At 75.8% G+C, this 26,306-nt stretch carries 24 protein-coding genes and 1 riboswitch; of the genes, 5 read left to right on the top strand and 19 right to left on the bottom strand.

Features of this window, described 5'->3' with window-relative positions; genetic code table 11:
• Positions 1–521: 521 nt before the first annotated feature.
• The 12 genes from tyrS to BXA05_RS18300 form a co-directional block, all read right to left on the bottom strand.
• Positions 522–1,781 carry a tyrosine--tRNA ligase gene (gene tyrS / locus BXA05_RS18355; protein ID WP_076406586.1) on the bottom strand — a complete coding sequence of 420 codons (1,260 nt, stop codon included), beginning with the start codon at positions 1,779–1,781 and terminating at the stop codon, positions 522–524.
• A gap of 154 nt (positions 1,782–1,935) precedes the next feature.
• Entirely contained in the window at positions 1,936–2,652 is a 717-nt protein-coding gene (locus BXA05_RS18350) for a DNA-3-methyladenine glycosylase (RefSeq protein ID WP_425291929.1), read from the bottom strand.
• Between the two features lie 100 nt (positions 2,653–2,752).
• Positions 2,753–3,427, bottom strand: coding sequence for a uridine kinase family protein (locus BXA05_RS18345; RefSeq protein WP_211435876.1), 675 nt, complete (start codon positions 3,425–3,427; stop codon positions 2,753–2,755).
• A gap of 46 nt (positions 3,428–3,473) precedes the next feature.
• On the bottom strand, positions 3,474–4,928 hold the full coding sequence (gene argH, locus BXA05_RS18340; protein ID WP_076406583.1) for an argininosuccinate lyase: 1,455 nt from the start codon (positions 4,926–4,928) through the stop codon (positions 3,474–3,476).
• Entirely contained in the window at positions 4,925–6,154 is a 1,230-nt protein-coding gene (locus BXA05_RS18335) for an argininosuccinate synthase (protein ID WP_076406581.1), read from the bottom strand. Before BXA05_RS18335 ends, argH begins: the two co-directional genes overlap by 4 nt.
• Positions 6,155–6,241: 87 nt before the next feature.
• Positions 6,242–6,778, bottom strand: coding sequence for an arginine repressor (locus BXA05_RS18330; RefSeq protein ID WP_043655538.1), 537 nt, complete (start codon positions 6,776–6,778; stop codon positions 6,242–6,244).
• Complete coding sequence (gene argF, locus BXA05_RS18325; protein WP_061269213.1) at positions 6,775–7,710, bottom strand: ornithine carbamoyltransferase; 936 nt, start codon at positions 7,708–7,710, stop codon at positions 6,775–6,777. Before argF ends, BXA05_RS18330 begins: the two co-directional genes overlap by 4 nt.
• Entirely contained in the window at positions 7,710–9,002 is a 1,293-nt protein-coding gene (locus BXA05_RS18320) for an acetylornithine transaminase (protein ID WP_076406625.1), read from the bottom strand. Before BXA05_RS18320 ends, argF begins: the two co-directional genes overlap by 1 nt.
• A 50-nt stretch (positions 9,003–9,052) precedes the next feature.
• Positions 9,053–10,039 (bottom strand): acetylglutamate kinase, encoded by a 987-nt coding sequence (gene argB, locus BXA05_RS18315; protein WP_021482919.1) that lies wholly within the window; start codon positions 10,037–10,039, stop codon positions 9,053–9,055.
• The gene (gene argJ, locus BXA05_RS18310; RefSeq protein WP_076406580.1) at positions 10,036–11,247 is read right to left on the bottom strand and encodes a bifunctional glutamate N-acetyltransferase/amino-acid acetyltransferase ArgJ; all 1,212 of its coding nucleotides are present in this window, start codon (positions 11,245–11,247) and stop codon (positions 10,036–10,038) included. Before argJ ends, argB begins: the two co-directional genes overlap by 4 nt.
• On the bottom strand, positions 11,244–12,338 hold the full coding sequence (gene argC, locus BXA05_RS18305) for an N-acetyl-gamma-glutamyl-phosphate reductase (protein WP_076406578.1): 1,095 nt from the start codon (positions 12,336–12,338) through the stop codon (positions 11,244–11,246). The genes argJ and argC overlap by 4 nt, the downstream gene beginning before the upstream one ends.
• A 503-nt stretch (positions 12,339–12,841) precedes the next feature.
• Positions 12,842–14,596 carry a 2-isopropylmalate synthase gene (locus tag BXA05_RS18300; protein ID WP_076406577.1) on the bottom strand — a complete coding sequence of 585 codons (1,755 nt, stop codon included), beginning with the start codon at positions 14,594–14,596 and terminating at the stop codon, positions 12,842–12,844.
• A 180-nt stretch (positions 14,597–14,776) separates the two neighbouring features.
• Between BXA05_RS18300 and BXA05_RS18295 the strand changes: the two genes are divergently transcribed.
• The 4 genes from BXA05_RS18295 to BXA05_RS18280 are packed head-to-tail and all read left to right on the top strand — an operon-like array spanning position 14,777 to position 17,870.
• Positions 14,777–15,469 carry a FadR/GntR family transcriptional regulator gene (locus tag BXA05_RS18295; protein ID WP_076406575.1) on the top strand — a complete coding sequence of 231 codons (693 nt, stop codon included), beginning with the start codon at positions 14,777–14,779 and terminating at the stop codon, positions 15,467–15,469.
• Between the two features lie 26 nt (positions 15,470–15,495).
• Positions 15,496–16,545, top strand: a complete 1,050-nt coding sequence (locus tag BXA05_RS18290; RefSeq protein WP_076406573.1) for a quinone oxidoreductase family protein — start codon at positions 15,496–15,498, stop codon at positions 16,543–16,545.
• Positions 16,542–16,823 carry a hypothetical protein gene (locus BXA05_RS18285; protein ID WP_076406572.1) on the top strand — a complete coding sequence of 94 codons (282 nt, stop codon included), beginning with the start codon at positions 16,542–16,544 and terminating at the stop codon, positions 16,821–16,823. The genes BXA05_RS18290 and BXA05_RS18285 overlap by 4 nt, the downstream gene beginning before the upstream one ends.
• Positions 16,824–16,859: 36 nt before the next feature.
• Positions 16,860–17,870: a DUF4862 family protein gene (locus tag BXA05_RS18280; RefSeq protein WP_076406570.1), complete on the top strand. Its 1,011-nt coding sequence runs from the start codon at positions 16,860–16,862 to the stop codon at positions 17,868–17,870.
• Between the two features lie 91 nt (positions 17,871–17,961).
• Here the strand turns inward: BXA05_RS18280 and thiD are convergent, their stop codons facing one another.
• On the bottom strand, positions 17,962–18,822 hold the full coding sequence (gene thiD, locus BXA05_RS18275) for a bifunctional hydroxymethylpyrimidine kinase/phosphomethylpyrimidine kinase (protein WP_244550512.1): 861 nt from the start codon (positions 18,820–18,822) through the stop codon (positions 17,962–17,964).
• A 104-nt stretch (positions 18,823–18,926) separates the two neighbouring features.
• A riboswitch (TPP riboswitch) is annotated at positions 18,927–19,021 on the bottom strand.
• Positions 19,022–19,098: 77 nt separating this feature from the next.
• Here thiD and BXA05_RS18270 point away from each other — a divergent pair.
• Positions 19,099–19,323, top strand: coding sequence for a hypothetical protein (locus tag BXA05_RS18270; RefSeq protein WP_076406567.1), 225 nt, complete (start codon positions 19,099–19,101; stop codon positions 19,321–19,323).
• A 72-nt stretch (positions 19,324–19,395) separates the two neighbouring features.
• Here BXA05_RS18270 and BXA05_RS18265 read toward each other — a convergent pair whose 3' ends face one another.
• The 6 genes from BXA05_RS18265 to rplT form a co-directional block, all read right to left on the bottom strand.
• On the bottom strand, positions 19,396–20,280 hold the full coding sequence (locus BXA05_RS18265; protein WP_076406566.1) for an SDR family NAD(P)-dependent oxidoreductase: 885 nt from the start codon (positions 20,278–20,280) through the stop codon (positions 19,396–19,398).
• Positions 20,277–22,898 (bottom strand): phenylalanine--tRNA ligase subunit beta, encoded by a 2,622-nt coding sequence (gene pheT / locus BXA05_RS18260; RefSeq protein ID WP_076406564.1) that lies wholly within the window; start codon positions 22,896–22,898, stop codon positions 20,277–20,279. The genes BXA05_RS18265 and pheT overlap by 4 nt, the downstream gene beginning before the upstream one ends.
• The gene (pheS, locus tag BXA05_RS18255; protein ID WP_083712017.1) at positions 22,898–24,019 is read right to left on the bottom strand and encodes a phenylalanine--tRNA ligase subunit alpha; all 1,122 of its coding nucleotides are present in this window, start codon (positions 24,017–24,019) and stop codon (positions 22,898–22,900) included. Before pheS ends, pheT begins: the two co-directional genes overlap by 1 nt.
• Positions 24,020–24,305: 286 nt before the next feature.
• Positions 24,306–24,950 (bottom strand): RNA 2',3'-cyclic phosphodiesterase, encoded by a 645-nt coding sequence (gene thpR / locus BXA05_RS18250; protein WP_076406563.1) that lies wholly within the window; start codon positions 24,948–24,950, stop codon positions 24,306–24,308.
• On the bottom strand, positions 24,947–25,825 hold the full coding sequence (locus tag BXA05_RS18245) for a TrmH family RNA methyltransferase (protein ID WP_076406622.1): 879 nt from the start codon (positions 25,823–25,825) through the stop codon (positions 24,947–24,949). Before BXA05_RS18245 ends, thpR begins: the two co-directional genes overlap by 4 nt.
• A gap of 68 nt (positions 25,826–25,893) precedes the next feature.
• Positions 25,894–26,280, bottom strand: a complete 387-nt coding sequence (rplT, locus tag BXA05_RS18240; protein ID WP_024840664.1) for a 50S ribosomal protein L20 — start codon at positions 26,278–26,280, stop codon at positions 25,894–25,896.
• Positions 26,281–26,306 lie beyond the last annotated feature (26 nt).

Genomic DNA, 26,306 nt, shown 5'->3' with positions numbered 1-26,306 from the left:
GATGACATCATCTTCCGAAATCAACCAAAGGAATCCCAGACACAACCAACCCAACCACCCGGACGGGCAACCAGGCCAGCCATGCCACAGGGACAAAAAATTTGGCATTGACTAACAAGCACACTGTTGAGTTCTCAAACAACCGACACACACCAACTCAGCACCACCCGACCGGGCAGAACCTCGCTTGGGGCAACTTCTCCAATCTACCAGATCCTCGGTGTCCCTTCCAACTCGGTGTTCCGAACTCGGAGGGCCGGCCGTGGAGCCAGCAGCCTCGAACATCCTCAGGGCGCGCGAAGCGCCCTGACGATCTTCGAGGGGACCGCCCGGGGGACCAGCCACCGTCTCGGATGATCGAGACCCGGTGTCCGTTCCTCCCTGCCGGGCGAACGTCGAGAACACTACACGCGCTCCGCGGGAGTGCCAAATCCGCTCCGTGCCGTCCTCGCGGGACCCGACGCAGGAGGGGCCGGCACCGCTCGACGCGGCCCGGCCCCTCCTGTCCCTCGCCCTCCGGATCAGCCGGCGACGGCGACCCCGAGGGTCTTCTTGCCCCGGCGCAGGAGCGCGAACCGTCCGTGCAGCAGGTCGTCCGCCCCGAGCGTCACGTCCTCACCGGTGACCTTGACGTTGTTGACGTACGCGCCGCCCTCCGCGACCGCCCGGCGCGCCGCCCCCTTCGACGCGACGAGGCCCGACGCCACCAGGAGGTCGACGACCGGGTCGCCGACCTGCGCCGTCGCGCGCGGCAGCTCGGCGACCGCCGCCTCGAGCGTGCGCTCGTCGAGGGCGTCGAGCTCGCCACGCCCGAACAGCGCCTGGCTCGCCGCGATGACCGCGTCGGTCGCCGCCGCCCCGTGCACGAGCGTCGTCACGTCGGCGGCGAGCGTGCGCTGCGCCTCCCGCGCCCCCGGCCGCTCCCGGACCGCGGCCTCGAGCTCCGCGATCTCCTCGCGCGAGCGGAAGGTGAAGATCTTCAGGAAGCGCACGACGTCGTCGTCCGCCGCGTTGAGCCAGAACTGGTAGAACGCGTACGGGCTCATCATGTCGGCGTCGAGCCAGACGGCGCCGCCCTCGGTCTTGCCGAACTTCGTGCCGTCGGCCTTCGTGATGAGCGGCGTCGTCATGACGTGCACCGACGCGCCCTCCGTCCGACGGATGAGGTCGACGCCCGAGAGCAGGTTGCCCCACTGGTCGTTCCCGCCGGTCTGCAGCGTGACCCCGTGGCGCAGGTAGAGCTCGTGGAAGTCGATGCCCTGGAGGATCTGGTAGCTGAACTCCGTGAAGCTGATGCCCTCGTCCGAGCTCAGGCGGCGCGCCACCGTGTCCTTGGCGAGCATCGTGCCGAGGCGGTAGTGCTTGCCCACGTCGCGCAGGAAGTCGATCGCCGACATCTCCGAGATCCAGTCGAGGTTGTTGACGACGCGCGCCGCGTTCTCCCCCTCGAAGTCCAGGAAGCGCGAGACCTGGCCGCGCAGGCGCTCGGTCCAGTCGGCGACCGTCTCCTTCGAGTTGAGCACCCGCTCCCCCGACTGGCGCGGGTCGCCGATCATGCCCGTCGCGCCGCCCACGAGCGCGATCGGCCGGTGGCCGGCGAGCTGGAGGTGGCGCAGCAGGAGGAGCTGGACCAGGTGCCCGTGGTGCAGGCTCGGCGCCGTCGGGTCGAAGCCGCAGTAATAGGTGATCGGGCCCTCGGCCAGCGCGGCGCGCAGCGCGGCCTCGTCGGTGGACTGCGCCACCAGGCCTCGCCATTGCAGCTCGTCGAGAACGTCGCTCACTTCTGCTCCTTCGTCGAGTGCCCGCCGTGCGGGCACGAGGGTGCGGCCCCGTCCGGGCCGCGGGTCCTAGTCTGCCGTGCCGGACGCCGTCGCCCCGCCACCGCCCACCTCGCGGGCGGCGCCGGACCGTGTGCCGCGCGTCGACGGCCCCGGCTCAGCGGGACCGCGCGCTCACGCGGCGGTAGGCGGACACCGTCGGGTCCCCCGCGAGCCAGTAGCGCCAGGGGAACAGCTCGCCGTCCCCGCCGTCGCCCGACACGCCCACGCGCGGTCCCGTGGCGATCGGCGGCCGGTGCGGCCCGTCCGTCGCCCGGTGCAGCACGAGCTCGCCGTCCGGGTCCGTCAGCTCCGCGCCGTAGTGGCGCAGGTCGAGGTCGAGCGCGACCGCGAGGCGCGCCGGGCCACGCGCGATCTGACGGTCCGAGTCGCACCGGCCCGCGGCCACCCGGCGAGACCGGGCGAGCCCGACGCCGTCGGTCACCTCCCCGGCCCTCAGCAGGACGGCGGACGCGCGGCCCACCGGCCCGCACACGACGTTGACGCAGTGGTGCAGACCCAGGTGGCGGTAGACGTAGAGGCGGCCCGGCTCGCCGAACATGGCGCGGTTGCGCTCGGTGCGCCCGCGGAAGGCGTGGGAGCCCGGGTCGCGCTCGCCGTCGTACGCCTCGACCTCGGTGATCCGCAGCGTGACGTCGCCCTCGGCGCTGCGCCGCGTGAGCAGGGCGCCCAGGAGGTCGCGCGCGACCTCGTGCACGTCGCGCGCGTACCAGCCGCGCGCCGGGGCGTCCCACGGCCCGACGACGCGCGCGCCCCCGGCCTCGCTCGTCCCGGTCGCGGCACCTGTCGTGGTGCCCGCCGCCGTGCTCGTCACCGTGCCCGTCGCCGCGCTCCCCGCAGTGTCTGTCGCCGTGTCCGTCGCAGTGTCCGTCCAGGCTTCCGCCGGCATGCCACCACCTCCCGTCCCGGGCAATCTACGCCTCGCCGCCCACGTCCGTGCGGGGCGCGGTCGGGCCCGGGCCGGGCGCCGTCCGCCCGGTGCGCACGAGCCGACCCCACCCGTCGAGGACGACGTCCGCGCGCTCGCGCGTGCCGTTGCGGCGGTAGTGCTCGCGCTCCGCGACCATCCACGCGAGCCAGTGGTCGCGCTGGTCCTCGCCGTCCCGGTCGAGGCCGCGCCGGAGCCGGACGTCGTCCGGCGCCTCGACCCACACGCGCAGCGCCGCGACCTGGTCGGCCTCGCGCCGCCCCGCCCCGCAGCCCTCGACCACGAGGTACGGCGCGGCCGGGACGTCGTGCCACTCGGCGAAGCGGTCGAGGTGCCAGTCGTACCGGCGGTACCGCCCGGCACGGCCCGCGGCGAGCGGCGTCAGCACCCACGCGTCGAGCCGCGCCCAGGCGGGCTCGAGGCCGCGCCAGCCCTCGTAGAGGTCGTCCATGTGGAGCACCTGGGCGGGCAGCGCGCCCCCGAGCTGGGCCGCGAGGGTCGTCTTGCCCGAGCCCGCGGGCCCGTCCACCACGACGAGGCGCGTGCCCGACGCCGTCGGCTCCCCCGCGGCGAGCGCGCCCGGGCCGGGCGGGCCGAGGCGCGGGACGGCGTCGCGCACCTGGCGGACGAGCTCGGCGAGGACGTCCGGACCGACGCTCACGCCCGCGCCGCCGGGCACGCGCACCGCACCGCGAGCCGGGGCACCGTCAGTCCTGGGCCCAGAAGCGGTACTCGGCCGAGCGCTCCTTCGCGGCCTCGAGCTGCTCGGCGACCCGCACCGGGGCGGTGCCGCCCACGGCGTCGCGGGACGCGAGCGAGCCCTCGACGCTCAGCACGTCGCGCACGCCCGGCGTGAGGTGCTCGGAGATGGACGCGAGGTCGTCGTCCGAGAGGTCCCACAGCTCGATGCCGCGCTCCTCGCACGTGCGCACGCACGCGCCCGCGACCTCGTGCGCGACGCGGAACGGCACGCCCTCACGCACGAGCCACTCGGCGACGTCCGTCGCGAGCGAGAACCCCTGCGGCGCGAGCGACGCCATCCGGTCGGTGTCGAACTCGAGGGTCGCGACCATGCCGGAGAACGCGGGCAGGAGCACCTCGAGCGTGTCGACCTGGTCGAACACCGGCTCCTTGTCCTCCTGGAGGTCGCGGTTGTACGCGAGCGGCAGGCCCTTGAGCGTCGCGAGCAGGCCCGCCAGGTCGCCGATGAGGCGGCCCGCCTTGCCGCGCGCGAGCTCGGCGACGTCGGGGTTCTTCTTCTGCGGCATGATGCTCGACCCCGTGGAGTAGGAGTCGTGCAGGCGCACGAAGCCGAACTCCTTCGTCGCCCAGAGGATGACCTCCTCCGCGAGGCGCGAGAGGTCGACCCCGAGCATCGCGGCGACGAACGCGAACTCCGCGACGACGTCGCGCGACGCGGTGCCGTCGATCGAGTTCTCGACCGGGCCGTCGAACCCGAGCTCCGCGGCGACCGCGGCCGGGTCCAGGCCCAGCGACGAGCCCGCGAGCGCCCCCGACCCGTACGGCGAGCGCGCGGCGCGCACGTCCCAGTCGATGAACCGGTCGACGTCGCGCAGCAGCGGCCACGCGTGGGCGAGCAGGTGGTGCGCGAGGAGCACCGGCTGGGCGTGCTGGAGGTGCGTGCGGCCGGGCATGGCCGCGCCCGGGTGCGCGGCGGCCTGCTCGATGAGCGCGTCGACGACGTCGAGGACGAGTCGCGCGATCGTGCGCGCCTCGTCGCGCAGGTACATGCGCGTGAGCGTCGCGATCTGGTCGTTGCGCGACCGGCCCGCGCGCAGCTTGCCCCCGAGCTCGGGCCCGGCACGCTCGATGAGCCCGCGCTCCAGCGCGGTGTGCACGTCCTCGTCGTCGGCGGCCGCGACGAACGCGCCCGACGCGACGTCCTCGCGCAGGCGCTCGAGCGCCGCGAGCATGCCGTCGAGCTCGTCGTCGTCGAGCAGGCCGGCCGCGTGCAGGACCTTCGCGTGGGCCTTCGAGCCCGCGACGTCCTGGCCCGCGAGGCGCCAGTCGAAGTGCGTGGACTTGCTCAGCGCGGCCAGCGCGTCGGCGGGGCCGCCCGCGAACCGGCCGCCCCACAGGCTGACGCGCGCCGTCTCGGTCGGCTCGACGGCGGTGCCGTCCTGGTCGTCGTGCGTGCTCACAGCGCTCCCGTCCCGAGGTCCACACCGTTGCCGAACTTCTCGTCGCGCGCGGCGGCGAGCTTCGCGGTGAGACCGTAGATCTCGATGAATCCCTTGGCCTGCGACTGGTCGAACGAGTCGCCCTCGTCGTACGTCGCGAGGTTGAAGTCGTAGAGGCTCGCGTCCGAGCGCCGGCCCGTGACGGTCGCGCGCCCGCCGTGCAGCACGAGGCGCACGTCGCCGGACACGTAGCGCTGGGTGTCGTCGACGAACACGTCGAGCGAGCGCTTGAGCGGGCTGAACCACATGCCGTCGTAGACGAGCTCGGTCCAGCGCTGCTCGACGCCGCGCTTGAAGCGGGCCTGCTCGCGCTCGAGGGTGACGTTCTCGAGCTCCTGGTGCGCGGCGATGAGGGCGATCGCGCCCGGCGCCTCGTAGACCTCGCGCGACTTGATGCCCACCAGCCGGTCCTCGACGATGTCGATCCGCCCGACGCCCTGGGCGCCCGCGCGGCGGTTCATCTCCTGGATCGCCTGCAGCGGGGTCACCGCGACGCCGTCGAGCGCGACCGGGACGCCCTGCTCGAACGTGACGACGACCTCGTCCGCGACGGGCGGGAACGTGGGGTCGTCGGTGTAGTTGTAGACGTCCTTGGTCGGCGCGTTCCAGATGTCCTCGAGGAAGCCGGTCTCGACCGCGCGCCCCCACACGTTCTGGTCGATCGAGAACGGGTTGTGCTTCGTCGTGGCGATGGGCAGCGCGTGCTTCTCCGCGTACTCGATGGCCTTCTCGCGCGTCAGCGCGAGGTCGCGCACGGGCGCGATCATCTTGAGCTCGGGCGCGAGGGACGTCGTCGCGACCTCGAAGCGCACCTGGTCGTTGCCCTTGCCCGTGCAGCCGTGCGCGACGGTCGTCGCGCCGAACTGGCGCGCCGCGCGCACGAGGTGCTTGACGATGACCGGACGCGACAGCGCCGAGACGAGCGGGTACCGGTCGAGGTACAGGGCGTTCGCGCGCAGCGCGGGCATGCAGTACTCCGCCGCGAACTCGTCGCGCGCGTCGGCGACGTACGCCTCGACGGCGCCGCAGTCCAGGGCACGCTGCCGGATGACCTCGAGGTCCTCCCCACCCTGGCCGACGTCGACCGCGACGGCGACAACCTCGGCGCCCGTGGCCTCGGCGATCCAGCCGATGGCCACCGACGTGTCCAGGCCGCCCGAGTAGGCGAGCACGACGCGTTCAGTCATGACGGTCTCTTTCTGTGACGTGCGGGTGGGGTCCGGGGTCCAGTCTCGCAGGGCGCCGCGGCCGCGCGGGGCGTGGGCCGACGGCGGTCAGTCCGGCGTGCCGGGGACGGGCCCGCCGTGGGGTCCGGAGAGCTCGAGGAAGCGCCGCGCGAGGTCCGCGCCGCCGTCGGGGTCGCGCGCGATGACGAGGATCGTGTCGTCGCCCGCGATGCAGCCGAGCACGTGCGGGAGCACGGAGTGGTCGATCGCCGACGCGAGGTAGTTCGCGGCACCGGGGGGCGTGCGCAGCACGACGAGGTTCGCGGACGCCTCGGCGGACACGAGCATCTCCGAGCACAGGCGCGCGAGCCGGGCCGCGAGGTACTCGGGCGACTCCGCGGTCTGCACGCTGCGGTCCCCGCCCTCCCCCGGCACCGCGTACACGAGCGCGCCCGAGGCGCCGCGCACCTTCTCCGCGCGCAGCTCGATGAGGTCGCGCGACAGCGTCGCCTGGGTCACCGACAGGCCCTCGCGCTCGAGCTCGCGCGCGAGCTCCGCCTGGGAGTGGATCTCGGTGCGGCGCACGATCTCGGCGATGCGCGCGTGGCGCGCCGTCTTCGTCGTCGCCGTGCGGGCCTCGGTCACGACCGCTCCAGGAGGAACGTGAGCAGCGCCTTCTGCGCGTGCAGCCGGTTCTCCGCCTCGTCCCACACCGCCGAGCGGGGGCCGTCGATCACCTCGGCGGTGATCTCCTTGCCGCGGTAGGCGGGCAGGCAGTGCAGCACGATCGCGTCGGGCTGCGCGTATGCGAGGAGCTCGTCGTTCACCTGGTACGGCACGAACGGCAGGGCGCGGTCCTCGGCCTCCGCCTCGTCGCCCATCGACACCCACGTGTCGGTCGCGACGACGTCCGCCCCCGCGACGGCCTCGACGGGGTCGGCCGTGACGAGCACCGAGCCGCCGGTCTCGGCCGCGATCCGCTCGGCGTCGGCGACGAAGACCGGGTGCGGCGGGTACCCGTCCGGTGTGCCGACCCGCACGTGCAGGCCCGCGGTCGCGCCGCCGAGCAGGTAGGAGTGCGCCATGTTGTTCGCGCCGTCGCCGACGTACGCGAGCGTCTGGCCCGCGAGCGCGCCCGTCCCGCCGCGGAGCTGGGCGATCGTCAGGAGGTCCGCGAGGATCTGGCACGGGTGGAAGTCGTCGGTGAGCGCGTTGACGACCGGGACCCGGCTGATCGCCGCCATCTCCTCGATCCGGTCCTGGCCGAAGGTGCGCCACACGATGGCGGACGCCTGCCGGTCGAGGACGCGCGTGACGTCCGCGACGGACTCGCGCACCCCGACCTGGGCGAGCCGGCCGTCCACGACGACCGGGAAGCCGCCGAGCTCGGCGATGCCCGTCGCGAACGAGAGCTGCGTGCGCAGCGTCGGCTTGTCGAACAGGACGGCCACGCCCTGCGGCCCGGCGAGCGGCTGGCGGAACGTGCGGTCGTCGCGGAACGCGAGGCCGATCTCGAGGACCTGACGCTGCTCGGCGGGCGTGAGGTCGTCGTCGCGCAGGAAGTGCCGGGGGGCCATCAGGAGCTCCTCGTCGTGGGGTCGGTCGTGGGGGTGGTGGGTGCGCCGGCCGGGGCGGCGGGGTCCTCGGGGAGCGCGACCGCGGCGAAGAACGCGACGACGTCGCGCGCCTGGTCGGCCGTGAGGACGAGCGGCGGCGCGAGCCGGATCGCGTCGGGCGCGACGGCGTTGACGACGAAGCCCGCGTCGAGCGCCGCGCGCGCGACGTCGGCCGCGACGGGCCGCGTGAGCTGCACGGCGAGCAGGAGGCCGCGGCCCCGAACGCCCGCGACGAGCGGGTTCCCGGCCGCGACGATGCCGTCGCGCAGGAGCGCCCCGACGGCCCGCACGTTCTCGAGGAGCCCGTCGCGCTCGATCACCCCGAGCGTCGCGAGCGCCGCCGCCGCCGCCACGGGGTTGCCGCCGAACGTCGTCCCGTGCTGGCCGCGGCCCAGCAGCGTCGCCGCGCGCTCGCCGTACGCGACCACTGCACCGACGGGGAACCCGCCGCCGAGGCCCTTGGCGAGCGTGACGACGTCGGGCACGACGCCGCCACCCACCTCCGGCTGCTGGTAGGCGAACCACGAGCCGGTGCGCCCGACGCCGGTCTGCACCTCGTCGAGGACGAGCAGCGCGCCGTGGCGCGCGGTGAGCTCGCGCGCGGCGACGAGGTAGCCCGGCGAGAGCGCGCGCACGCCGGCCTCGCCCTGCACGGGCTCGACGACGAGCGCCGCGACCTCGCCGCGGGCCGCCACGGCCGCGGGCGAGAAGGCCTCCTCGAGCGCGGCGACGTCGTCGAACGCGACGAACTCGACGCCGCCGGGGAGCGGCTCGAACGGCTCGCGGTACGCGGCCTTCGACGTCAGCGCGAGCGCGCCCATCGTCCGCCCGTGGAAGCCGCCCTGGAGCGCGAGGACCCGCGTGCGGCCCGTGCGGCGCGTCATCTTGAACGCCGCCTCGTTCGCCTCCGTGCCCGAGTTCGTGAAGAACACGCGCGACCCCTCGGGCGCCTCCGCGAGCGCGAGCAGGCGCTCGGCGAGCGCGATCTGCGTCGGGGTGCCGAAGAAGTTCGAGACGTGCCCGAGCGTGCCGAGCTGGGCCGAGACCGCCGCCGTGAGCGTCGGGTGCGCGTGGCCGAGCGCGTTGACCGCGATGCCCGCGAGCAGGTCGAGGTACCGCTTCCCGTCGGCGTCCCACACGTACGCGCCCTCGCCGCGCACGAGGACGCGCTGCGGCGGGCCGAACGTGTCCATGACCGCGTGGGTGTAGCGGTCGGTCCACTGCGCGACGGAGCCGTCGGCCGGGGCCGTCACGGTGGTCGTCGGTGCGGGCGCGGGCGCGCCCGTCGGGTGGTCGAGCGCGTTCACGCGGCCCCTCCGGCGGTCGTGGTGAGCGCGGGCGCCGGCGCGCCCGCGGCGTCGGGGACGACCATCGTCCCGTTGCCCTGGGTGGTGAAGACCTCGAGCAGCGTCGAGTGCGGCACGCGGCCGTCGATGACCGTCGCCGCGGGGACCCCGCCCTCGACGGCGCGCAGGCACGCCTCCATCTTGGGGACCATGCCCGCCGAGAGCGACGGCAGGAGCGCCGCGAGCTCGGAGCGCGTGATCTGCGCGACGAGCGACCCGCGGTCCGGCCACGACGTGTACAGGCCCTCGACGTCGGTCAGGACGACGAGCTTCTTCGCGCCGAGCGCGACCGCGAGCGCCGCGGCCGCGGTGTCCGCGTTGACGTTGAGCACCTGGGTCGGGTCCTCGAGGTCGGGGGCGATGGTCGACACGACGGGAATGCGGCCGGCGTCGAGCAGGTCCTGGACCGCGGACGGGTGCACCTCGACGACGTCGCCGACGAGACCGACGTCGACCGGCTCGCCGTCGACGGTCGCGTGCCGGCGCTGGGCCTGCAGCAGGCCGCCGTCCTCGCCCGAGAGCCCGACGGCGTACGGGCCGTGCGCGTTGATGAGGCCGACGAGCTCGCGCGACACCTGGCCGGTGAGGACCATGCGGACGACGTCCATCGCCTCCGGCGTCGTCACGCGCAGGCCCCCGCGGAACTCGGACTCGATGCCGAGCCGGTCGAGCATCGCGGAGATCTGCGGGCCCCCGCCGTGCACGACGACCGGGCGCAGCCCGACGCGGCGCAGGAACACCATGTCCTCGGCGAACGCGGCCTTGAGCGTGTCGTCGACCATGGCGTTGCCGCCGTACTTGACGACGACGAGCGCGCCGGCGAACTCCTCGAGCCAGGGCAGGGCCTCGACGAGCACCTCGGCCTTCTGCTCGGGGCGCAGGTCGGTGCGGGTGTCGAACGCGGCGTCGTCCGGGTGGGGCGTGGGCGTGGTGGGGTCGCTCATGAGGAGTACGCGCTGTTCTCGTGGACGTAGTCGTGCGTGAGGTCGTTGGTCCAGACGGTCGCGCTCGCGGAGCCGGCGTGCAGGTCGATCTCGACGCGCACCTCGCGCTCGGCCGCGAGGTCGACGAGCTCGCGGGGCTCGCCCACTCCCCCGGCCCGGCAGACCTGGACGCCGTTGACCGACACGTCGAGCAGGAGCGCGTCGAACGGCGCGACGTCCTCGGGGACGGTCCCGACGGCGGACACGATGCGGCCCCAGTTCGGGTCGTTGCCGAAGATCGCGGCCTTGAACAGGTTGGACCGCGTCACGGCGCGCGCGACGGCGACCGCGGCGTCCTCGCTGGCCGCGTTGACAACTGTGACGGCGACGTCGTGGCTCGCGCCCTCGGCGTCGGCGACGAGCTGGCGCGCGAGCGACCCGCACGCCTCGGTGACGGCGTCGGTGAGCGCGTCGAGACCGACCTCGACCCCCGACGCGCCCGAGGCGAGCAGGATCACGGTGTCGTTCGTCGACATGCAGCCGTCGGAGTCGACGCGGTCGAACGTCGTGCGGGTCGCGGCCCGCAGCGCGGCGTCGGCCGTCGCGGCGTCGACGACGGCGTCCGTCGTCAGCACGCAGAGCATGGTCGCGAGGCCCGGCGCGAGCATGCCCGCGCCCTTCGCCATGCCGCCCACGGACCACGTCGCGGCGCCGTCCGTCGCGGTGGCGTCGGTGACCTCGCGGACCACCGCCACCGTCTTCGGCACGGTGTCCGTCGTCATGATCGCGAGCGCGGCGTCGCCGCCGCCGTCGACCGCGGCGACCGGGTCCGCGAGCGCCGCCGCGGCGGCGTCGACGCCCGCGAGGAGCGTGTCCATGGGCAGCCGCACGCCGATGAGGCCCGTCGAGCAGACGAGCACGTCGCCCGCCGACGTCGCGAGGACGTCGGCGACGTGCTCCGCCGTGCGGTGCGTGTCGGCGAAGCCCTCCGGCCCGGTGCACGCGTTCGCGCCGCCCGAGTTGAGCACGACGGCCGTCGCGCGCCCGTCGCGCACGGCCTGGCGCGTCCAGGCGACCGGCGCCGCGAACACGCGGTTCGTCGTGAGGACGGCCGCGGCGACGTCGAGCGGCCCGTCGTTGACGACGAGCGCGACGTCGCGCGCGCCCGTGGACTTGAGCCCGGCGGCGACGCCGGCGGCCCGGAAGCCCTGCGGGGTGGTGACGGTCACGGGGCGACCCCCTCGGTCGTGAGGCCCGCCGTCTGCGGCAGGCCGAGCGCGATGTTCATGGACTGCACCGCGGCGCCCGCGGTGCCCTTGACGAGGTTGTCGATCGCCGTGACGGTGACGACGCGGCCCGCCGCGTGGTCGACCGCGACCTGGACGAGCGCGGTGTTCGCGCCGAGGGTCATCGCCGTCGTCGGCCACTGCCCCGCAGACAGCACGCGGACGAACGGCTCTCCCACGTACGCGTCCTCCCAGGCCTGGCGGACGCGCGCGTCGAGCGCCGCGGGGTCGAGGCGCGCGGCGTCGTCGGACAGGCGCGCCGTCACCGTGGCGAGGATGCCGCGCGACATGGGCACGAGTGTCGGCGTGAACGAGATGCTCACGGCCGGGGCTCCGGCGGCCCGCAGGTTCTGCGCGATCTCCGGGATGTGCCGGTGCGACCCGCCGACGGCGTACGGCTGCGCCGACCCGAGCGCCTCGGACGCGAGCAGGTGCGGCTTGAGCGACCTCCCCGCGCCCGAGTACCCGTTGGCGAGCACCGCGACGAGGTCCGTGCCCTCGACGAGCCCGGCGGCGACGCCCGGCTGGATGCCGAGCGTGACAGCCGTGACGTTGCACCCGGGGACGGCCACGCGCCGCGCACCGGCGAGCCGCTCACGCTGCCTGGTCTCGGTCGCCGCGGCACCCGGCACGTTCGTCAGCAGGAGCTCCGGCAGCCCGTACGGCCACGTGCCCGCGTGCTCGGAGCCGTAGAACGCCGACCAGTCCGCCGCGGACTCGAGCCGGTGGTCCGCGCCGAGGTCGAGCACGAGCACGTCATCGGGGAGCTGCGCCGCGATCTCGCCCGAGGCACCGTGCGGCAGCGCGAGGACGACGACGTCGTGCCCCACGAGGTGCTCGACCGCCGTCGGCAGGAGCACGCGGTCGGCCAGGGATCGCAGGTGCGGCTGGTGCTCGCCGAGGAGCGTGCCCGCGTTGCTGTGCGCCGTCACGGCGCCGATCTCCACCTCGGGGTGCCCGGCGAGCAGGCGGAGCGTCTCCCCGCCCGCGTACCCGGACGCACCCGCGACCGCGACTCTGATCGTCATATGCATCACTATACATACTTATGCAACGGTCGGGCCGGAGGTCCCGCCCCACGGTACGCGGGGTCGAGCTGGTGGGGTCAACGGTCCGCGGGTCACGTCCGCGGATCGGCATCGGCCTCCAGCCCCGCGGCCGGTCCGCCGGACTCGTCCGAGCCGACATGCGGTGACGACAAGCGAGAAGTGGCCCCACGAGCGGGGCTCGGAGGGGCCACTTCTCGCTTCTCAGCGGAACGTCCGGGACCGAGGCGACGGGCCGAGCCTGACCGAACCGCCGGGCCTGACCTCGGTCGTGCGGTGCGGGACAGGACGAGCGGTGGGGTCGGACCGTGCGCGAAGGACGTCAAGGCGCACTCCTTCGACCTCCGCCCGGAAGACCAGGGCGACGGTGCGCCAGTCCGAGCGCACGGTCCGACCCCACCGCGGACCCGACCCTGCGGGCCGTGGATACCTGCAGACCCGCGGACCCGACCCTGCGGGCCGTAGATCCCCGCAGACCCGCGAACCCGACCTCAGGCCGCCGCCGCGCAGACCGCGCGGACGGCCGCTCCCAGGACGGACGCGTCACGACCCACGGTCCAGCGCGGGCCGCCGTCGGGGCCGCGGTGCTCGAGGTAGGTCACCGCGGTCGCGTCGCTCCCGCTGCCGACGGACTGCTGGGTGAGCGAGAGGACCTCCACCGGGCGGCCGAGGCGGGCCAGCGCGTCGACGAGGGCGTCGACCGCGCCGGTGCCCGTCCCGGACGTGGCGACGCTCTCGCCGTCGACCGTGATTTCGAGGTCGAGGTGCTCCGTCCCGCCGTCAGCGCGCCGGCTCGTCCATGCGACGGGCGCGACGGCGCCCGGGCGCGCGTAGGCCGCGTCGAACAGCGCGAGGAGGACGTCGGGCGTCACCTCGGCACCGGTGGCGTCGGCGTGCTCCTGGACACGGCGCGCGAGGTCCACCTGGAGGCCCCGGGGCAGGTCCAGGCCGTGGACGGACTGCAGCACGTACGCGACGCCGCCCTTCCCGGACTGGCTGTTCACGCGCACGAGGGCCTCGTACGACCTCCCGAGGTCCGCGGGGTCGACCGGCAGGTACGGCACGCGCCACGGCGCGACCGCGGGGTCGAGGCCGGCCGCCGCGGCGTCGGCCCGGTGCCGCGCCATCCCCTTGCGGATCGCGTCCTGGTGGGTGCCGGAGTAGGCGGTGTGCACCAGGTCGCCCACGTACGGGTGGCGCGGGTGGACGTCGATCCGGTTGCACGCCACGACGACGTCGCGGATCGCGTCGAGGTCGGAGAAGTCGACCATCGGGTCGACGCCCTGCGCGTGCAGGTTGAGGCCCAGCGTCACGAGGTCGACGTTCCCGGTGCGCTCGCCGTTGCCGAACAGGCACCCCTCGACGCGCTGCGCGCCCGCGAGGACCGCGAGCTCGGCGCACGCGACGCCGGTGCCCCGGTCGTTGTGCGGGTGGACCGAGAGGATCACGCCGTCGCGGCGCGCGAGGTTCCGGTCCATGTACTCGATCTGGTCGGCGTAGACGTTGGGCGTCGCGACCTCGACCGTGGCGGGGAGGTTGAGGACGACGGGCCGCTCGGGCGTCGCGTCCCAGAGCGTCGTCATGCGGTCGCACACGTCGAGCACGTAGTCGGGCTCGGTGAGGTTGAACACCTCGGGCGAGAACTCGAACCGGACGCGCGGGTCGTCGCCGGCGTGGCGCAGCACCTCGGTCCCGGCGTCGGTGATCAGCCGGGCGAGCTCCTCGCGGTCGCGGCCGAGCACGACGTCCCGCCAGTCGGGCGCCGTCGCGGCGTACACGTGGACGACGACCGGGTTGCGCAGCCCGCGCACGGACTCGACCGTGCGCGCGATGAGGTCGGCGCGCGCGGCGGTGAACACGACGACGGTCAGGTGCTCGGGCGCGAGGTCGGTCTCGGCGAGCAGGCGCACGAAGTCGAAGTCGGTCTGCGACGCCGACGGGTAGCCCACCTCGATCTCGGTGTACCCCATCGCGACGAGCAGCTCGAAGAAGCGGCGCTTGCGCGCCGGGTCCATCGGTTCCGCGAGCGCCTGGTTGCCGTCGCGCAGGTCGACGGGGACCCACAGCGGCGCCTGGGTGAGCCGGCGGTTCGGCCAGCGGCGGTCGGGCAGGTCGGGCACGTCGACACGGGCGTGGACGTCGGCGTAGCGGGACGACGGCATGGGCGACGGGCGCTGCCGGTTCCACGGCGGCGTGGTCCTGGCGGCGGGGCGGTCCGTGCGGGCGGGCGTGGTGGAGACGGTCATGGCGGTCCTTCGGCTGGAGCCCCGGGGTGGCGGGGCGCGGGACGACCGGCGCACGACGGACCCCCACGGCGGGGGGCCGGTCCGGTCAGACCCCGCCGTGGCGCCGAAGGAGGAGCGCCGTCCAGGACATGCGGGGTACGCTAGCGCCGATCAAGTCCTCAGACAACCTGAGAGGTCTCCATGACCGCGCTGCAGCGACGCCCCCTGGCCGACCAGGCCGCCGAGCTCCTGCTCGAACGCGTGCGATCCGGTGCCTGGCCCCTCGACCACCGGCTGCCCGGGGAGCAGGCGCTCGCCGCCGAGCTCGGTGTGGGCCGCTCGACCGTCCGCGAGGCGATCCGCCAGCTCGCGGGCCGCGGCGTCCTTGACAGCAGGCAGGGCTCGGGCGTGTACGTCGTCTCGACGGACACCACCGACGACTGGGACGAGGTGCTGCGCCGCGGCGAGATCGTCGACGTGCTCGAGGTGCGCGCCGCGCTGGAGGCGGAGGCCGCGGGGCTCGCCGCCGCGCGCCGCACGCCCGCGGACCTGCGCACCATGACGACGGCGCTCGCCCGCCGCGGGCAGGTCACGGCGACGGCGTCGCCCGCCGAGTACGTTGACGCGGACCTCGCGTTCCACCGGGCGGTCGTCGACGCCGCGCACAACGCGGTGCTCGCCGAGCTCTTCGCGACCTTCGTCCCGCGCCTGCGTCGCGCGATGGTCGCCATGGTCGACCTCGACCGGACGGGCACGACGCACCGGGACGACCAGGACGCGCACGAGGCGATCCTGGACGCCGTCCGCGACCGGGACACCGGCCGCGCCGCGGCGGCGGCGCGCGAGCACCTCGCGGCCGTGCACGCGAAGGTCGCCGACCGAGGGCGACCGTGACCGCCGCGCGACCCTAGGCTGAGGCCATGCACGCGATCGTGGCCCGCGCGGCGGGCGGTCCCGAGGTCCTCGAGTACACCGAGCTGCCCGACCCGTCGCCGGGCCCGGGGCAGCTTCTCGTCCGCTCCGCGGTGGCGGGCGTGAACTTCATCGACACGTACAAGCGCTCCGGCGTGTACGCGATGGAGTACCCGCACGTCGTCGGGAGCGAGGGGGCCGGGGTCGTCGCCGAGGTGGGCGAGGGGGTCGAGGGGTTCGCCGTCGGCGACCGCGTCGTGTGGACCGAGGCGCCGGGGTCGTACGCCGACCTCGTCGTGGTGGACGCCGGGCAGGCGCTGCACGTGCCGGACGCCGTCTCGCTCGAGGACGCGACCGCCGTCGCGCTCCAGGGGCTCACGGCGCACTACCTGTGCACGTCGTCGTACCCCGTGCGTCCGGGCGACCGCGTGCTCGTGCACGCGGGCGCGGGCGGCGTCGGGCTGCTCCTGACGCAGATGCTCGTGGCGCGGGGCGCGCACGTGATCTCCACGGTCTCGACCCCCGAGAAGGCGGAGCTGTCCCGCGGCGCGGGCGCCGAGCACGCGATCCAGTACACGGCGTTCGCCGACCTCACCGCCGAGCTGCCCGAGGTCGTGCGGGGGCTCACGGGCGGCGAGGGCGTCGCGGCGGTGTACGACTCGGTCGGCAAGGACACGTTCGACGCGTCGCTCGCGTCGCTGCGCCGCCGCGGCACGCTCGTCCTCTACGGCGGCTCGTCGGGGCAGGTCCCCCCGTTCGACCCGCAGCGCCTCAACGCGGGCGGCTCGCTGTTCCTCACGCGGCCCAAGCTCGCCGACCACACGGCGACGCGCGCCGAGCTCGTCGAGCGCGCGACCGAGGTGCTCGGCGCCGTCGCGGGCGGCACGCTGCACGTGCGCGTCGGCGCGACGTTCCCGCTCGCCGACGCCGCCGACGCCCACCGCGCGCTCGAGGGACGGGCGACCACCGGCAAGGTGCTGCTCCGGCCCGCCGGGGCGGACGACGCTCCCGCCACCACGACCGGCACGACGACCGGCACGACGACCGGCACCGCGTGAGCTGGGACTGGGTGCCGCCGCGTCCCGGCGAGGAGGACGGCTCCGACGGCGGCCCCTCCCCCGCGCTGCGCCGCACCGTGACCGTGCTCGCCGTGCTGCTCACCGCGGTGTTCGTCGTCTACTACGTGACCGTGGCGGTGCGCCAGCAGGCGGACGCGTGCGTCGCCGACCGGCCCGCGGGCGTCGCGGTGCAGGACGTCGAGGCACGGTGGCGCTGGGTCCCGCCGGGCTACGCGTGCGAGTACGCCACCGCCGACCAGGACGTCGCCCGCGCCTGACGCGTGAGGCACCCCCACCACGACCGACGAGGACCGATGACCGACCTGCACGACCGCCCCCTGACCCTGCTCGGTGCCTACGCCCTCGCGGGCGTCCCCGACCCGGGCGGCTGGTACGCCGCCCTCGACGAGGACGGCCTCGGCGGCCTCGAGCACCCCGTCGACCCGGACGACCCGGGCGCGCTCGCGACGACCGCGGCCGCGCTGCCGGCGCACTGGGCGCTGCTGCCGACGACGGTCGCCGCGACGGCCCGCCGCGCCGGGGCCGACCGCTCCTACGGCCTCGCGTCCGACGACGAGGAGGGTCGGCGCGAGGCGGTCGACGGCGTCGCACGCGTCCTCGCGGCCGTGACCCGGCTCGCCGAGGCGGAGGGTCGACGACGCGTCGTCGCGGTCGAGCTCCAGTCCGCGCCCGGTCCGGGCCGCGGCTCCGGCGCGGCGCTCGCGCGCAGCCTCACCGAGCTGGCCGCCGTCGCGCCCGCCGGGCTGCCGCTCGTGGTGGAGCACTGCGACGCGCCACGCCCGTGGGGCGTCGCGGAGAAGGGCTTCCTCGCGCTCGACGACGAGATCGCCGCCGTCGCGCGCGCGGCCCGGGACACCGGCCACCCCCTGCACGTCGGGCTCAACTGGGGCCGGTCCGCCATCGAGGGGCGCAGCGCCGCGACGCCCGTCGAGCACGCGCGGGCGGCCGCGGGCGCGGGCCTCCTCGCGAGCGCGATGCTCTCCGGTGCCGCGGGCCGGGCCGGCCGGTGGGGCGCGCCGTGGGAGGACGCGCACGTGCCGCCTCACGGTCCGGACCCCGCGCTCCCCGGCCCGGACGAGTCGATGCTCGGCCCGGCCGAGGTGCGCGAGTTCCTCGCCGCGGCCGGGCCCGTCCCGCTCGTCGGCGCCAAGGTGACCACGCGGCCCGCGGACGCCCCGCCCGCGCAGCGCCTCGCCGTCGCGCGCGCGACGCTCGCCGTGCTCCGCGACGCGCTTGCCGATCTCGACACCGACCGCGGAGCCGACCGCAGGGCCGCCCACGCACCGAGCCGCCCCACGGCCTGAGCGCGTCCCGCGGGCCGGGCGCAGGCACGTCACGGCAGCCCGGGCTCGCCCGGTCGGCCCGGTCGGCCCGGTCGGCCCGGTCGGCCTGGGCTCAGCCCGGCCGCACGGGCGCCGAGCGGTGCAGGTGGTCCACGGGCCCCCGGCCCGTCCCCACCCGCAGCGCGGCGCCGGCACGCAGCGCGCCCGTGAGCCACTCCTTCGCCTCGCGCGCGGCCTCCTCCCAGCTCGCGCGCTGCGGCCGCAGCGCTGCGAGCGCCGCCGAGAGCGAGCACCCCGTGCCGTGGGTGTGAGGCGTGTCGACGCGCTCGGCGTCGAACGTCGTGACGGTGGCCGCCCCCGGCGCGCGGCCCGTCGTCGGCCCGGGCGCGGGGACGACGAGCGCGTCCGGCGACGTGCGTCCGGTGAGGTGACCGCCCTTGAGCAGCACGACGGCGTCGCTCGCGGTCGCGTACGCCGTCGCCTGGCGCAGGGCGTCGTCCCACGTCGTCGCGGGCTCCTGCCCGCCGAGGACGGCGAGCTCGGGCAGGTTCGGCGTGACGACGTCGGCGCGCGCGGCGAGGTCGCGCACGGCCTGCTCGGCGCCCGCGTCGAGCAGGCGGTGGCCGGACGTGGCGACCATCACCGGGTCCAGGACGACCCAGGGCCGCGGACCGCCCGCGGCGGCGCGCGCCGCGGCGAGGTCGTCGAGCCACTCCCCGACGGTGCGGGCGTTCGCCTCGTCCGCGACCATGCCGATCTTCACGGCGTCGACCTCGACGTCGTCGGACACGGCGTCGAGCTGCGCGCGCAGGAACGCCGGCCCGGGGACGTGCACCGACCGCACGCCGTGGGTGTTCTGCGCGACGAGCGCCGTGGTGACGGCCATGCCGTAGGCGCCGTGCGCGCAGAACGCCTTGAGGTCGGCCTGGATCCCGGCCCCGCCGGTCGGGTCGGTCCCCGCGACGGAGAGCACGCGGGGGCGGGACGGTGCCGGGTCGGGCCCACGGCCCGGGTCGGGTCGGTGATCACGGTCCGCGGGGGCGGGGACCGGGTCGGAGGTGTGCCGAGGCAGGGCGAGCGTCATCGCGCGGACATCCCTTCGCTGGTACGAGCCAGATCAGGTTCGACGGGTCTCATCTCAGCCCCGGTGCGGGGCACCCCGTGTCGCGGGCCATGCTACGCGGCGACCCGTGCGCTTTTCACCCGCCCCGACGCGTGAGACGACGCGCGTGCGCGCGTCTTTCCGGGTATGACGCAGCACGTCGCCCCCGCGACCCGCCCCTTCCTGCCGGACGAGCCCGTCCCGGTCCAGGTGCCCGCCCTCTGCACGACGTTCGACCGCGACGGCCGGCGGGTCGTGCTCACGGGCGTCGTCACGCACGACGCAGGCGGGCTCGTGGCGTTCGAGTACGAGCACCCCGAGCGGGGCCTGTGGCACGTGTGGGTCGACCGGGACACGTGCGTCCCGCTGTGACCCGGTGCCCGGACGCACGGACGCCGCCCGACCGGGGGGTCGGGCGGCGTCGGCCGTGCGGGGTGCGTGCGCTCAGCGGGCGGGGAGCTCTCCCGGCATCGGGTCGTCGGCGCCCCAGCGCGTGACGCGCAGCCGACGGCCGTCCGGCCCGGGCAGCGCGACGCCCGCGCGGGCGGCCTCCTGGGCGGCCGCGCGGAGCGACCCGGGCGAGTCGTGCGTCACGCGCACGAACGCCCCCGAGAACGCGTCGAGCTCGCCGCGGGCGATCGCGACGACCATCTCGACCGTGCGCTCGACGGGCGTCCACTCCGTGCGACCCTCGTGCATGACCATGGACGCCGTCATGTCGGTCTGCACGACGCCCGGCGACACCTCGAAGGTCCGCAGCCCGAGCGCGTGGCCCGAGCGGTGGAGGTTCGCCCCGAGGCGCAGCAGCGCCGTCTTGCTCGCGTTGTACGCGCTCGCGCCCTCCATGTCGTGCGAGCCCGCGCCGCTGTTGAGGTCGACGACGCGGCCGCCGCCGCGCGCGAGCATCCCGGGCACGACCGCGCGCGCGAGCAGGAACGGCCCGCGCACGTTGGTCTCCAGGACGGCCCACCACTCGTCGGGGTCCGCCTCCCAGAGCGGCACCTCGGCGTCGACCCGGCCCGCGTTGTTGACGAGCAGGTCCACGCTCCCGAGCGCGGCCTCGGCCTCGCGGACGGCCGCGGCCACCGCCGCCGCGTCGGTCACGTCCGCCGTGACGACGACGGCCCGGCCCGCGCCGTCGAGCGCGGCGATCTCGTCGGCCACCCCGGCGAGCCGGCCCGCGTCGCGCGCGAGGAGCGCGACGTCGAGACCGGCCGCGGCGAGCCCGACGGCGACCGCGCGGCCGATGCCGCGCGACGCCCCGGTGACGAGCGCGGTGCGCGCGGGCACCACGTCCGGCGTCGTGCCCTCCCCCGGTGCGTCGCTCATGCGCGCAGCTCCGCCCCGACGCGCTCGCGCGCGGCGGCCACGGCGCCCTCCCGGACCCGCGCGACGTCGTCGGCGGTGAGGGTGCGGTCCGCGGCGCGCAGCCGCAGCGAGAACGCGAGCGACTTGCGCCCGGCGCCCACCTGCTCGCCCGTGAAGACGTCGAACAGCACGACCTCCTCCGCGAGCTCGCCGGCGCCCTCGACGACCGCGGCGCGCAGCGCCTCGGCCGGCACGTCGGCGGCGACGACGAACGCGAGGTCCTCCTTCGCCGCCGGGAACCCGGAGACCGGGGTCGCCTGGACGGGCTCGTCGGACGCACCCGCGACGAGCGCCGACAGGTCGAGCTCGAACGCCACGGAGCGGGCGGGCAGGCCGACGTTCTCGAGCACCTTGGGGTGCAGCTCGCCCGCGTGCCCGACGACCGTCCCGTCGGGGAGCTCGAGGCGCGCGCAGCGGCCCGGGTGGAACGGGGCCCGCGCGGTGTCGGCGACCACGCGCACGGCGGCGTCCCCCCGCAGGCCGGCGCGGTCCGCGACCAGGCGCGCCGCGTCGAGCGCGTCCGTCCAGTCCGCCGGCCGGCCGGGGCCCCACCAGCCCGCCCGCTCGCGACGACCGACCAGGACGCCCGCGACGTGGCGCGGCTGCGCCGGGAGCGCGGCCTCGATCGCGGCGAGGTCGTCGTCGGAGGGACGCACCCCGCCGGGCAGCGACGGCGCGGCCGGGGCGCCCAGGCGCGGGTGCGTCACGAGACCGACCTCGAACACGGCGACGTCCCCGAGCCCGCGGCCCACGTTGCGGCGCGTGGTCTCCAGGAGCGTGCTCAGCACGTCCGTGCGCATCAGGGGACGGTCGTCGGCCAGCGGGTTGAGCAGGCGCAGCGCCCGGCGGCGCTCGTCGTCCGCGGGGATCCGCAGCGCGTCGAGCTCGCCCTCGCCGACGAACGGGTAGCTCAGCGTCTCGACGAACCCGTGCTCGGCGAGCGCGCGGGCGACCGACCGGCGCACGCGCTGCTCGCGCGTGAGCCCGCGGCCGCCGGGCGCCGCGGGGAGCACCGACGGGATCTCGTCGTACCCGACGAGGCGCGCGACCTCCTCGACCAGCTCGGCCGGCTCGGTGAGGTCGGGGCGCCACGACGGCGGGGTCACGACGACGACGCCCGTCGCGGCGGCGTCGTCCGCGTCGACCGTGCACCCGATCGCCCCGAGCGTCCCGACGACCTGCTCGAGCGTGTAGGGCACGCCGACGAGGCGCTCGGCCTCGCCGACGGGCAGGTGGATCGGGGCGGGCGCGGTCACGCGGTCGAGGTCGCTGACGGCCGGGTCGGCGGTCCCGCCGCCCAGCTCGACGAGCAGGTCGACGACGCGCTGCGCCGCGACCGCGGGCAGCAGCGGGTCCACGCCGCGCTCGAACCGCTTCGCGGCCTCGCTCGACAGCTTGTGGCGGCGCGACGTGCGCGCGACCGTCACGGGGTCGAAGTGGGCGGCCTCGACGAGCACCGCCGTCGTCTCCGGCCCGACCTCCGACGAGGCACCGCCCATGACGCCGGCGAGACCCAGGACGCGCGCGCCGCGCGCACCGTCGGGGCTGTCGGTGATGAGCAGGTCCTCCGGGTCGAGCGCGCGGTCCACGTCGTCGAGCGTCGTGAGCCGCTCGCCCGGGGCGGCGCGCCGCACCACGACGGGGGCCGCGACCTTCTCGAGGTCGTACGCGTGCAGCGGCTGCCCGAGGTCGAGCATGACGTAGTTCGTCACGTCGACCGCGAGCGAGATGGGCCGCATGCCCGACGCCGTGAGGCGGCGCTGCATCCACGCGGGCGTCTGCGCCGCGGGGTCGAGCCCGCGCACGACGCGCGTGACGAAGCGGTCGCACCCGACGACGCCGTGGACCGGAGCCGCGTCGTCGACCTCGACGGGGAAACCGTCGGGCGTCGCCGCGGGCGGGGGCGTGGGCAGGGAGCCGGGCAGGCCCGGGTCCGTGAAGCGCGCGCCCGTCGAGTGCGAGAACTCGCGCGCGACGCCGCGATAGGAGAACGCGTACCCGCGGTCGGGCGTCACGTTGATCTCGAGCACCTCGTCGCCGAGCCCGAGCAGCGCGACCGCGTCCTGCCCCGGGGTGAGGTCCTCGGCCGCGTACCCGAGCCGCGGCAGCACGATGATGCCGTCGTGGTCCTCGCCGAGGCCGAGCTCGCGCTGCGAGCAGATCATGCCGTCGGACACGTGCCCGTACGTCTTGCGGCTCGCGATGGGGAACGGACCGGGCAGGACGGAGCCCGGCAGCGCGACCACGACGAGGTCGCCCGGCGCGAAGTTGTGCGCGCCGCACACGATGCCGCGCGCACCGCCCGCCGGCATGTCTGCCGGCTCGACGCCCTTGATCTCGGCGACGTTGTGCTCCGGCCCGACGTCGACCAGGCACCAGTTGATCGTCTTGCCGTTCTTCTGCGGCTCGGGCGTCATCTCGAGGACGCGCCCGACGACGAGGGGACCCGTCACGGCCGCGCCGTGGATCGCCTCCTCCTCCAGGCCGACGCGGACGAGGTCGGCGGCGAGCCGCTCGGCGGTGAGCCCCGCGGGCAGCTCGACGTGGTCGCCCAGCCAGTCGATGGCGACGTACGGCATCAGATCTCCGTTCCGAACTGGGCGGAGAAGCGCACGTCGCCCTCCACCATGTCGTGCATGTCCGCGATCCCGTGGCGCAGCATGAGCGTGCGCTCGATGCCCATGCCGAACGCGAAGCCCGAGTACTCGTCGGGGTCGACCCCGACGGACCGCAGCACGTTCGGGTTGACCATGCCGCAGCCGCCCCACTCGATCCAGCCCGGCCCGCCCTTCTTCTGGGGGAACCACAGGTCCATCTCGGCGCTCGGCTCGGTGAACGGGAAGTACGCGGGCCGCAGGCGCGTGCGCGCGTCCGGGCCGAACATCGCGCGCGCGAACGCGTCGAGCGTGCCGAGCAGGTGCGCCATGGTCAGGCCCTTGTCGATCGCCAGGCCTTCGACCTGGTGGAAGACGGGCGTGTGCGTCGCGTCGAGCGCGTCCGTGCGGAACGTCTTGCCCGGGCACGCCACGTACAGCGGCACGCCGCGCTCGAGCAGCGAGCGGGCCTGGACCGGCGACGTGTGGGTGCGCAGCACGAGGTTCGACGGCTCCGCGCCGTCCTCGCCGTCGGGGCCGGCGACGTAGAACGTGTCCTGCATCTGGCGCGCGGGGTGGTCCACGCCGAAGTTCAGGGCGTCGAAGTTGAACCACTCCGCCTCGACCTCGGGGCCCTCCGCGATCTCCCAGCCCATACCGACGAAGAAGTCCGCGACGCGCTCCTGCAGCGTCTCGAGCGGGTGCCGCGCGCCCGCGGGGACGCGGTCCACGGGCAGCGTGACGTCCACGGCCTCCTCGACGAGGACGCGCTCGTCGCGCTCGGCCTCGAGCTCGGCCTGGCGCGCGGCGAGGGCCTGGTTGAGCCGGCCGCGCAGCGGGCCGAGGAGCTTGCCCGCGGTCTTCTTGTCCGCGGGGGCGAGCGAACCGATCTGGCGGTTCGCGAGCGCGAGCGGGCTGCGGTCGCCCGCGTGCTCGGTGCGCACGCGCTTGAGCGCGTCGAGGTCGCCGGCCGCGGCGACGGCGGCGAGCGCGGCGTCGAGCGCGCGCTGCAGCGCGTCGGCGTCGAGCGGGGAGGGTCCGGTGGTGGTGTCCGGTCCGCCGTCGCCCGCGTGGGGGGTGACGACGTCGGCGTCAGGGCTGGACATGCGTGCCTTCCTGGCGAGGGCGGGACTGCGGGGAGCGGACGACGGCCGGCGTCGACCCGCGGCACGCGCCGCTCGGGGCGGGGCGTGCGGGGCGCGCACGTGCGCGCGTCGCCGTCATTCTAGGGCGCCCGTCCGGGCCAGGACCCGTCCCGCCACGAGGCGGGCGGGGAGCACGCGTCAGTCGCGCGGGCCCGTGACGGGCCCGGGAAATCGACGACCACCGCGCAGGCTCATGCGGCCCATCCTCGCACAGGCGTCTCCGGGCGCGGCCGGAGGGTGGTCCCGCTCAGCGCGCGGCGGGCCCGAGCGGCAGGGTCCGCAGCGTCCGGTGCACCGGGTGCCCCGAGGCGTCGCCGAGGTCGGACTCGACGAGGTGCAGCGCGTCGGTCGTCCACCCCGGGCCGGCGTACACGGCGAGGGCCGCGGCGGGCGCGGCGAGCGGGTCGCCCGCGGTGCGGTCGGGCCGGGTCGCGCCGCGACCGCGCGCCCGGCGGTTCGCCTGGCGCGCCCCGGCCGCGGCCCGCGCGACGGTGAGGTGCGCGCGCTGCCGGGGACGGCGGTCCACCCGGACGCCGGCGTCGCCCGCCGCCTCGGCGACCGCGGCGCTCAGCGCGCGCAGGGCGTCGGCACCGTCCCCGCCGACGCCGACCCACAGGACGCGGCGGTCGAACACGCCCGCGCCCCGGAGCCGGAGGTCGAGCGGCGCGGCCTCGTGCGCGACCGGCTCGAGCGCCGCCGCGAGGTCGGGGACGGCCCCCTCGGGCACGTCGCCGAAGAACGACACCGTGAGGTGCCACAGCTCGGGGGACGTCCAGCGGACGAGCGGTGCGCCGTCGGGCCGGCGGGCCTCCTGGGCGTGGGCGTCCGCGAGGGCGAGCGCGAGGTGGTCGAGCGCCGCGGCGCTCGGGTAGAGCGCGGCGAACAGCCTCACGCGCCGCCCTCCGGGTCGGCGCCCGGACCTCGGGCGGGCCGGTGCGCGCGGCTGGAGGCGTAGAGGCAGACCGTCGCCGCCGTCGCGAGGTTCAGGGACTCGGCCCGGCCGCGGATCGGCACGCGCACGACGGCGTCGGCGAGCGCGCGGTCCTCCGGGGGCAGCCCCCACGCCTCGTTCCCGAAGACCCATGCGGTCGGCGCGGCGAGGTCGACCGGGCGCTCCGTACCGGCGCCCGCGGCGCCGGCCACGTCGAGCAGGTCGTCGAGGTCGAGGTCCCCCGCGCCGTCGGCGGCGAGGACCGCGAGCCCCGCGCCGCGCAGCGCGGCGACGGCCTCGGCCAGGCTCACGCCCGTGACGACCGGGAGGTGGAAGAGCGACCCGGCCGTCGAGCGCACGACCTTCGGGTTGTGCACGTCGACGCTCTCGCCGGCGAGCACGACGGCGTCGGCCCCGGCGGCGTCCGCCGCGCGGACCACGGTCCCCGCGTTGCCCGGGTCCCGGACCGTCGCGAGCACCGCGACGAGCGCCGGGCGGTCGCGCCGCGCGAGCGTCGCGACGACGTCCTCCAGCCGCGGCGCGTCCGCACGCACGACGGCGAGCACGCCCTGCGCGTCGGCGCTCATCGCCGCCAGCACCTCGGGCGTCGCGCCGTGCACGTGCAGCCCGGCCGCGCGCGCGTCGGCGACGATCTCCGGGTGCCGCTCCGCCGCGGCGGGCGTGACGTAGACGTCACGGACCTGGTCGGGGGCGTGCCGGACCGCCTCGCGGACGCCCTGCGGGCCCTCCACGAGGAGCTGTCCGTGCCGTGAACGCGCCGGACGCCCGGCCAGCGCACGGACCGCCTTGACCCGGTCGCTGCGAGGGTTCGTCAGCGTGGGGTCGAGCGGGCCGGGCGCCGGACGGGCGTCCGTGGCCGACGGGCGGCCGGGCGAGGCGCTGGTCAGGCTGCGGCCTTGGGCGCGTTGACGTCCTCGGGGAGCGCGTCCTTCGCGACCTGGACGAGCGCGTTGAACGCGGCCACGTCGTTGACCGCGAGCTCCGCGAGCAGGCGACGGTCGACCTCGACACCCGCGGCCTTGAGGCCCTGGATGAGGCGGTTGTACGTCAGGCCCTGGGCGCGCGACGCAGCGTTGATGCGCTGGATCCACAGCTTGCGGAAGTCGCCCTTGCGCGCCTTGCGGTCACGGTAGGAGTAGACGAGGGAGTGGGTGACCTGCTCCTTCGCCTTGCGGTAGAGGCGCGAGCGCTGGCCGCGGTAGCCGCTGGCGCGCTCGAGGGTCGTACGGCGCTTCTTCTGGGCGTTGACCGCCCGCTTCACGCGTGCCACGTGATGCTCCTTGCAGTTCGGGGCTC

The sequence above is a fragment of the Cellulosimicrobium funkei genome, assembly GCF_900155925.1.
GTDB classification, from domain to species: Bacteria; Actinomycetota; Actinomycetes; order Actinomycetales; family Cellulomonadaceae; genus Cellulosimicrobium; species Cellulosimicrobium funkei.
Note: the sequence above shows the minus strand (reverse complement) of the source record. Positions and strands in the feature narration are given on the sequence as shown.